General features: G+C 60.9%; 7 protein-coding genes. 4 read left to right on the forward strand and 3 right to left on the reverse strand.

The window, feature by feature from the left end:
* Positions 1–9: 9 nt before the first annotated feature.
* Positions 10–2628 (forward strand): fimbria/pilus outer membrane usher protein, encoded by a 2619-nt coding sequence (locus ACVOLV_RS10885; RefSeq protein WP_481554413.1) that lies wholly within the window; start codon positions 10–12, stop codon positions 2626–2628.
* Between the two features lie 98 nt (positions 2629–2726).
* The gene (locus ACVOLV_RS10890; protein ID WP_481554414.1) at positions 2727–3698 is read left to right on the forward strand and encodes a fimbrial protein; all 972 of its coding nucleotides are present in this window, start codon (positions 2727–2729) and stop codon (positions 3696–3698) included.
* Positions 3699–3775: 77 nt separating this feature from the next.
* Here the strand turns inward: ACVOLV_RS10890 and ACVOLV_RS10895 are convergent, their stop codons facing one another.
* Positions 3776–4228 carry a helix-turn-helix domain-containing protein gene (locus tag ACVOLV_RS10895; RefSeq protein ID WP_481554415.1) on the reverse strand — a complete coding sequence of 151 codons (453 nt, stop codon included), beginning with the start codon at positions 4226–4228 and terminating at the stop codon, positions 3776–3778.
* Between the two features lie 79 nt (positions 4229–4307).
* Here ACVOLV_RS10895 and ACVOLV_RS10900 point away from each other — a divergent pair, with 79 nt between their 5' ends.
* Together ACVOLV_RS10900 and ACVOLV_RS10905 are read left to right on the forward strand one after the other, a co-directional pair.
* The gene (locus ACVOLV_RS10900) at positions 4308–4799 is read left to right on the forward strand and encodes a DUF2938 domain-containing protein (protein WP_481554416.1); all 492 of its coding nucleotides are present in this window, start codon (positions 4308–4310) and stop codon (positions 4797–4799) included.
* Between the two features lies 1 nt (position 4800).
* Positions 4801–5589 carry a class I SAM-dependent methyltransferase gene (locus ACVOLV_RS10905; protein WP_481554417.1) on the forward strand — a complete coding sequence of 263 codons (789 nt, stop codon included), beginning with the start codon at positions 4801–4803 and terminating at the stop codon, positions 5587–5589.
* A gap of 302 nt (positions 5590–5891) precedes the next feature.
* On the opposite strand, the gene guaA is transcribed toward ACVOLV_RS10905, so the two are convergent.
* Together guaA and guaB are read right to left on the reverse strand one after the other, a co-directional pair.
* Entirely contained in the window at positions 5892–7457 is a 1566-nt protein-coding gene (gene guaA, locus ACVOLV_RS10910; RefSeq protein ID WP_481554418.1) for a glutamine-hydrolyzing GMP synthase, read from the reverse strand.
* Between the two features lie 104 nt (positions 7458–7561).
* A complete protein-coding gene (guaB, locus tag ACVOLV_RS10915; protein ID WP_481513301.1) occupies positions 7562–9019 on the reverse strand; it encodes an IMP dehydrogenase in 1458 nt (485 codons plus the stop codon).
* Between the last annotated feature and the right edge of the window lie 248 nt (positions 9020–9267).

Consider the following 9267-nt stretch of genomic DNA (forward strand, 5'->3'; position numbering starts at 1 on the left):
ATATCCATCATGCTTCGCAGAATCCGTGTAACGCTAGGAGGGGGCAGTGCGGCCCCTCGCCTGGCACCGCTCGCGGTCGCCATCAACGCACTTGGGATCGGCAGCGTAGTTGCCGCTGAGAACTTCAATCTGGATTTTCTGCGCGGCGATGCCAACCGCGCCGATGTCGCCGCGCTGTCCAGCCCCGGTGCCATCCTCCCTGGCACTTATCCCTTCGCCGTCTATCTGAATGGCAATGAGGTGGCTCGCGAAGAAATCACGTTCGCGACATCCGCATCCGGCCGGACCGAACCATGCCTGCCACGTAATCGCGTCGAACAGTGGGGCATACGTCTCGAGGATATCAAGACCGGCGCTGCCGACGCATCTGACTGCGTCGCGCTTGGTCGAGTCATTCCCGATGCAAACGTCAGCTACAACGGCAACCAGCAGCGACTGGACCTACGTATTCCGCAGGTGCACCTGATCAACCTGCCACGCGGCCACATTCCGGTGGCACTGCGAGACCAAGGCGTCAGCGCACTACTGGTCGACTATGCCCTCAATGGAGCGCACAACAATCACCAGGGCCAGCGCAGCGACAACTACTTTTTCGCATCGATCAACAGCACGCTCAATGCAGGCATGTGGCGTTTCCGGCATACCTCCAGTGGCAACCGATCAGGCAGCGACAGGGGGATGCACTGGAAAACACAGGGTTTTCGCGCAGAAACCGACCTCGGCTCCACGCATAGCAGATTGACGTTTGGCGACACATATACCGCATACGGAGTTTTTGACAGCATTCGTTTTCGCGGCGTGCAGGTATCCAGCGATGACGAAATGCTGCCTTACAGCCAGCGCAGCTACGCACCTGTTGTACGCGGCGTCGCCGCCAGCAACGCGCGCGTCGAGATCCGCCAGGACGGCAGCCTCATCTATGCGCTGAACGTGGCTCCTGGCGCCTTTCAGATCGACGATATAGTGCCCAACCGCATGAGCGGCGAGCTGGAGGTTTCCATCGTTGAAGCGGATGGCTCGTTGCAACGCTACAGGCAATCTTTCTCCGCGGTCGAAACAATGCTCCGACCAGGCTTTCTGCACTACGAATTCAACGCCGGCGAACTACGCAATGGCTATGACCGCTACCAGCCGCGTTTTGTACAGGCAAGCACAGCGCTGGGCTTGGCATCGGACACTACGCCTTATGTTGGCCTGCTGTTGTCAGAAGACTACAGCGCGATAGCACTTGGGGCGGCCCAGAGCCTCGGCCGGTTTGGATCGGCTTCCATCGACCTTGTCCATGCCCGCACCCGGCTGGCTCAAGGCACGGTCAGCAATGGCCAGAGTTACCGGTTCCTGTACTCGAAATCGCTGAATGCACACGGCACCGAATTCCGTCTGGTCGGTCATCGCTATTCCACCTCCGGCTACTACGATTTCAGCGACGCAGCCGCAGAGCGCACACAGTGGCGTCACGGCTACTACGAGACCAGCTACGACGACCCGATGGAATCTGCAGACCACGCCACCTCGTGGACTGAGCCAGCGCAACAACTGATCCGTAGCCAGCGCTATCACAATAAGCGCAATCGCCTCGAAATCGCATTGAATCAGCGCATCTCCGACAGCTACACGCTCAATGCCAGCTACAACAATCAGAACTATTGGGGTGCAAACGAACGCGAGCGTGAACTACAAATGGGGTTGAATGGCAAGATTGGCGCAGTCAATTTTGGCGCGTTCATTCGCCATAGCCAGAGTCGTTACAGCCGCGCGGACCGTTCATTCGGCATGACCCTATCCATGCCTCTCGATCGATTTGGCAAGCGCCGTAACAGCGGTTCTGCCTCCTACAGTCACTCGCGCCATGGTGGCGCAAGCTACCAATCCGGGGTAAATGGCTCCCTGCTTGATGGCGACCGGCTCGGCTATGGCGTCAATATAGGCAGAACCGATGCCGGCAATACTGGCTCGGCAAACCTGCGATACATGGGCAGCAAGGGTGTCGCGACGTTCGGCGGTACGCTCGCGGACGGTTACTCCCAGATCAACTGGGGAGTCCGCGGCGGTTGGGTTCTGCATCGCAACGGCCTGACCTTTGCACAGTCACTGCACCGTACCAATGTCCTGGTACACGCGCAGGATGGCGCCGGTCTTGGCCTGGAGAATCAGTCAGGGGTTCGCCTGGATCGCCGCGGCTACGGCCTGATCAGCGGCATCAGCGCGTATCGGACCAATCGGGTTGCACTGCGCACCGATGATCTTGGCGCTGACATTGATGCCAGCAGAATCTCCAGAAACGTAGTGCCAACGCGCGGTGCCTTGACGCGCGTGGATTTTCAGACCCGTCGCGGCGTCAGCTTGATGATCCACCCCATTCTTATCGAGGACATCCGTGTTCCGCTCGGGGCAACCGTGTTCGGCAATGACGGCTTGAGCCGCGGCATCGCAGGTCCCAATGGCGAGATCTTCGTCAGTGGCGTGAATCCGGGCGACCGACTCTCGGTGCGTTGGGGAAACAAGCCTGATCAGCACTGCGAGATGCGCCTCGATCAAGTGCACACAGCGCCATCCCACCTGACATTGCCCGGCTATCGGAACATCGAGTTGCACTGCGTTCCGCCAGGCCAATCACAGTCACAATGATTATGAAAATGAAGAGAGTTCTACTCCAGGCCCTTGCAGCATTGATGCTTCTGTTGATGCTACCAAGCACAGCGTTGGCATTGTCCTGCAAGGATGCCATGACCGAATCGGTCAACCAGGTCATCCCACTACTCGATGAGATCACCATTTCAAAAGGTGATGCAGTCCGCGGCCGACTGTTGTGGCGCTCGGATGATTACACAGTCAGTTTCCGCTGCGTCGACGCGCAGGGTGCACCGCAAGGAGAAGAAGCATTCTTCTACTGGGACCCTGACATGACCGTTGCCCGGATCCATCCCTCGATCGAGGTTGGCGTGACCATCAAGCACGTCGATCACAAGATCAATGGAGGTGATCCAAGATTTCTGGCAGGTAGAGGAACCGTGCCGCCGGCAAACCGGCAGAACTGCAAGATGTACTGGAACAACGCCAAAGCCAGGCAATGTGCAACGTCGATGGTGTTGAACGTAACGTTCTCGGTCTACATCAAGGCGACCGGCAGCCCGCCGCCCCCTAGTGGGCAGATCGACAACTACGGGGTCTACGATCTGTTTCAAGTGGACGGGGAAGGTGGCTTGAATACCATACCCAACTCCAACTTCCGCGCAGGCATTTCTGGACTCGGGCAGATCCACTTCATTGCCTGCAACCCGAACATCACGGTCATCGGAAACTCGGGTAGCACGGTGAACTTCGGCCGCATCCCGATTGCAGACATCAACAAGGGAGCAATCCAGTCGCAGATCCCGTTCCAGATCCAGGTCGACATGACCCATCCGGGTGCAGGCAATGAATGCAGCAACCGGATGCTGATCGCCTCTATCAGCACCCTCAACATGGTGACCGATGGCAGCGTCATTGTGCCAGAACTCAATGGCGGCTTCGGCATCGCGATATCCCAGGCAGATACCCCGAGTCACTTCATCCAGTTCAAGAAATCGATTCCACTTGGGCCAATCAACAACACGCTGATGAACTACGACTTCCTGGCCTCGCTGATATGGACTGATGACACCGCCAAGCTTGGGCCGTTCTCGGCAACCGCGACGGTCAATGTAACGTTCCGCTGAGACCATGCACAGCACACCAAGGGCGTCGAAGCGAGCAGCACTGACGACGGCTTTTTTGACGTGGAGCCACAGCGAGATCACTTCTTGCTGGTGCCGACTCGCGGGCTGCGCTTTGCCACCCTCAAGCAGGCGGTGTCCTGTTTCAGCCGACCAGCAGCGGCGGCCTTGAGCAAGCGCCTGAAGCTCGGGCAGTCGACATGATTCACCGCTGGGCATGCGGCTGCATGGCGCAGGCCTTCGCTCATTGCTCGCAAGCGCTTGACGGTCGCATCTATTTCGTCTGCCTTGGCTGACAGCAGCACCCGATCGACACGCGGAGCTCCGTGCGGCGAGAGCATGGTCTGGATCTCCTCCAGCGACAGCCCGCCGGCCTGACCCAGGGCAATCAGAGCCAATTGGTCAAGCACGTCAGGCGCAAAATGCCGCCGGCCACCAGCGCCACGGCTGGCCACGACCAGGCCCTTGCTCTCGTAATAACGCAGCGTGGACGAGGGCAACCCGGTTCGCATGGCGACTTCGGCGATATCCATCGCAGCCCCTTGACTTGAAGTTGACTTCAACTTTTACCATGTCTGCGTTGCTAGCTGCATCGATTGCAAAGGAACAGACATGACGTGGATGGACTTGACGCGGGTGGCCCTGGTTGGGATTGGAGCGACAGCGGTGATGGATGTCTGGACGCAGCTCCTCAAGCGACGGGGCATTCCAACACTCGACTTCGCATTGCTCGGCCGCTGGGTGGGACACCTCGGCAACGGCTGGTTCGCACACGCCAACATCAGGCAGGCCACCGTAATACCGGGCGAGCGACCACTTGGTTGGCTCATTCACTACGCCATTGGCATCGCTTTCGCGGCGCTGTTGCTGGCAATTGAAGGCTGGTCCTGGATGTTCGATCCCAGTCTGCTGCCCGCCTTGACCGTCGGCGCGGCGACCGCAGTGGCACCGCTATGGGTCATGCAACCCGCAATGGGTGCGGGGTTCATGGCATCGAAGACGCCAACGCCGTTGAAGAACTGCCTGCGCAGCCTGGCAACGCATACGGTGTTCGGGTTGGGGCTGTATCTTTCGGCTACGCTGATCGTGTTCTGTGAGGCTTGATATGACGACAAATGAAATCCGCTTTCGCGACGGCGCTACCTATGAGCGCTACATGGGCGTGTGGAGCCAACTTGCCGGCGAAGTGTTTCTCGATTGGATTGAGCCGGCACCGCATCAGCAATGGTTGGATGTCGGCTGTGGCAACGGCGCCTTCACCGGCATGGTAATCGGGCGCTGCGCGCCCCGTTCGATTCATGGTGTAGACCCATCCCTGCAACAACTTGCCTATGCAAGTGCCCAGCCAGCGCTGCAGGCAGCAGTGTTTGAGCAAGGCGATGCGATGGCCCTGCCCTACCCTGACGCTGCCTTCGATATCGCCGTAATGCCGCTGGTGATTTTCTTCGTCCCCGAGCCCGCCCGCGGCGTAGCTGAAATGGCACGCGTGGTTCGCCCCGGCGGCAGCGTTGCCGCCTACGCCTGGGACATGCTGGGTGGTGGCTTTCCCTATGAAATGTTGCTGGCTCAGATGCGCAGGCTTGGCCATGCAGTTCCCTCGCCGCCCAGCCCTGAAGCCTCACGAATCGAGGTGTTGCAGGAGTTATGGAGCGACGCTGGTCTGGAGGCGATTGAAACCCAGGAAATCGAGGTGTCACGAACGTTCGTCGATTTTGAAGACTTCTGGTCCACCGCGCTCGGCGCGCCCAGCGTTGGCTCGACGCTCGCGGCAATGGCCGCTGAGGAGCGCGCCTCGCTCAAGGCTAGCGTCAGTGCCGGTCTGCCAGCGGATGCTGATGGACGTATCACCTGCCGCGCACGTGCGAATGCGGTCAAAGGTCGCGTGCGCAGTTAGCTTCACCCGAGTGTCGATAGCCATTGTTTGGTGCATAGCTAAGTCTTGGAGAATCTGCACCGGAGTTCTCCTGACAAATATGCCGCTCGATGGTATGCGTCGGTAAGGCCCCTGCCGAGCATGGCTCGGCACTACCCCAACCCAACCCCCCCGCCATCTGATTACGCCGCTCCCACAAAACGAAAAATCCGATGCCAGAGGTCTGGCATCGGATTCCGGGTTGCTCATTGAACAGCACTACGCACTACGCGGGCGTTTGGCTTGTCACCGCCAGCTGCTACCGCGTCGTGCCAGACGCCCGATCACTCCCACTCGATCGTCGCCGGCGGCTTGCCGGAGATGTCATAGACCACGCGCGAGACGCCACGCAGTTCGTTGATGATGCGGTTGGACACGCGGCCGAGGAAGTCGTACGGCAGATGCGCCCAATGCGCGGTCATGAAGTCGATGGTCTCAACCGCACGCAGTGCGATCACCCACTCATAGGCACGTGCATCGCCAACCACGCCTACCGACTTGACCGGCAGGAACACAGCGAAGGCCTGACTGGTCTTGTCATACAGATCAGCAGCGCGCAGTTCTTCGATGAAGATCGCGTCGGCCTTGCCCAGCAGCTCGGCGTACTCACGCTTCACTTCACCGAGGATGCGCACACCCAGACCCGGGCCCGGGAACGGATGGCGATAGACCATCGCACGCGGCAGGCCGAGTTCGACGCCGAGGCGGCGCACTTCGTCCTTGAACAGCTCGCGCAGCGGTTCTACCAGCTTGAGCTTCATGTCTTCCGGCAAGCCGCCAACGTTGTGGTGGCTCTTGATGACGTGTGCCTTGCCGGTCTTGCTGCCGGCCGACTCGATCACGTCCGGATAGATCGTGCCCTGCGCCAGCCACTTGGCATTGCTCAGCTTGTTCGACTCTTCGTCGAAGATCTCGACGAACAGGTTGCCGATGATCTTGCGCTTGGCTTCCGGATCGCTGACGCCTTCCAATGCCTTGAAATAACGGTCGGCGGCGTTCACGCGCACGACCTTGACGCCCATGTTGTCGGCCATCATCTTCATGACCTGGTCGCCTTCCTGGAAGCGCAGCAGGCCGGTGTCGACGAACACGCAGGTCAGCTGCTCGCCGATAGCCTTGTGCAGCAGTGCTGCGACCACCGAGGAATCAACGCCGCCGGACAGACCCAGAATCACTTCATCGCTGCCAACCTGCTCGCGCACGCGGGCGATCTGGTCGTCGATGATGTTGGCCGCGGTCCACAGCGTGTCGCAACCGCAGATCTCGGTGACGAAACGCTTCAGCAGTGCAGAGCCCTGCTTGGTGTGGGTCACTTCCGGGTGGAACTGCACGCCGTACCAGCGCTTGTCTTCGTTGGCCATCGCGGCCACCGGGATGCGATCAGTCACAGCAGTGATGGCAAAGCCCGGCGGCACGTGGGTGACGTGGTCACCGTGGCTCATCCACACATCCAGGCGCGGCTCGCCGTTGTGGTCGGATAGGCCGCCCAGCAGCGCGTCGTTGCCGAGCAGCTTCACCTCGGCATGGCCGAACTCGCGCTGGTCAGCGGCTTCAGTGCCACCGCCCAATTGCTTGGCCATGGTCTGCAGGCCATAGCAGATGCCCAGCAACGGCAGACCGCTGTCGAACACTTCCTGCGGTGCAGCCGGCGCGCCGGGCAACGTGGTGGTTTCCGGGCCGCCGGACAGGATGATGCCCTTGGCACCAAAGCTGGCGATCTCGGCCGGATCGTGGTCCCAGGCCCAGACTTCGCAGTACACACCGAACTCGCGGATGCGACGCGCGATCAGCTGCGTGTACTGTGCGCCGAAATCGAGGATGAGGATCTTGTCGTTATGGATGTTGGTCATAAAGCCCGGCAAGTGATCAATGAAAACGGGAGTCGATGCAAAACGAATGGCGGATAGAGAAAGAGGAACGGGACCAGGTCCACGTTCCTCTTCTGCTTACCGCATCAAGCGCGGTAGTTCGGCGGCTCTTTGGTGATCTGCACGTCGTGGACGTGGCTCTCACGCTGGCCGGCACCGCTGATCTTGACGAAGTTCGGCTTGGTGCGCATTTCTTCGATGGTGGCGCAACCCACATACCCCATGGTCGCGCGCAGGCCACCGATGAGCTGATGGATGATGCCGCCAACCGGGCCGCGATACGGCACGCGGCCTTCGATGCCTTCCGGCACCAGCTTGTCGGCAGTGGCGGCGTCCTGGAAGTAACGGTCCTTGGAACCCTTTTCCATCGCAGCCAGCGAACCCATGCCACGGTAGCTCTTGTAGGAGCGGCCCTGGAACAGTTCGGTCTCGCCCGGCGATTCTTCGGTACCGGCGAGCAGGCCGCCGATCATCACCGTCGAAGCACCAGCGGCCAGTGCCTTGCCGATATCACCGGAGTAACGGATGCCACCGTCGGCGATCAGCGGGATGCGATCCTGCAGCGCTTCGGCAACAAGGTCGATCGCGGTGATCTGCGGCACGCCGACACCGGCGACAACGCGCGTGGTGCAGATCGAGCCCGGACCGATACCGACCTTGACCGCATCGGCGCCACAATCCAGCAATGCCAGTGCGGCGTCGCCGGTGCAGATGTTGCCGCCGATGACCTGTACGTTCGGGAAGTTCTTCTTGACCCAGCGCACGCGGTCCAGCACGCCCTGCGAATGGCCGTGCGCGGTGTCCACCACCAGCACGTCCACGCCAGCAGCGACCAGCGCTTCGACGCGGCGATCGGTGTCGCCACCAACGCCGACCGCAGCACCAACCAGCAGACGCGTCGCGGCGTCCTTGGCAGCGTTGGGGTTGTCGCTCTTCTTCTGGATGTCCTTGACCGTGATCAGGCCGCGCAGTTCGAACGCGTCGTTGACCACCAGTACTTTTTCGATGCGGTTCTTGTGCAGCAGCGACAGGACTTCATCCGAGGCCGCGCCTTCCTTGACCGTGATCAGGCGATCCTTCTTGGTCATGATGTGGCGGACCGGATCGTCCAGCTCGGTTTCAAAGCGCATGTCACGGTGGGTGACGATGCCGGCCAGCTGGCCGTCGTTGCCCACCACCGGCACGCCGGAGATGTTGTGCGCCTGGGTCAGGGCCAGTACGTCGCGGATCGTGGTTTCCGGACCAACGGTGATCGGGTCGCGGATGACGCCGGATTCGAACTTCTTGACCTTGGCCACTTCGGCAGCTTGCTGCTCGACGGTGAGGTTCTTGTGCAGGATGCCGATGCCACCGATCTGGGCCATGGCGATGGCCAGGCGAGCTTCAGTGACGGTATCCATGGCGGCCGAGACAATCGGCAACTTCAACCGCAGGTCGCGCGTCAGCCGCGTGCCGAGGTCAACGTCCTTAGGCAGAACGATGGAGTGAGCGGGGACGAGAGAAACGTCATCGTACGTTAGTGCTTCAGCCTGGATGCGCAGCATCGGCGTGCCCGGTAGATGTGGGGAAGCGCGACATTTTACCCTTATTTGCCCGCCGATGTCAGGGGGCAAGTGCGACGCAGTGTCGCGCTGGCGGGGAGGTGTTCAGGGACCACGGCGCCTGTAGTGGGGGGGGGGGGGGGGGGGGGGGGGGGGCGGGGGCGGGGGCCGCGGCGGCGGGGGGCGGCGGGGGAAGAGGGTGGTGGGTTGTGGGGGCCGCGGGGAGGGCAGCAGGACCCACCGGCCGCCCC

This window comes from Stenotrophomonas sp. STEN023 (genome assembly GCF_056760135.1).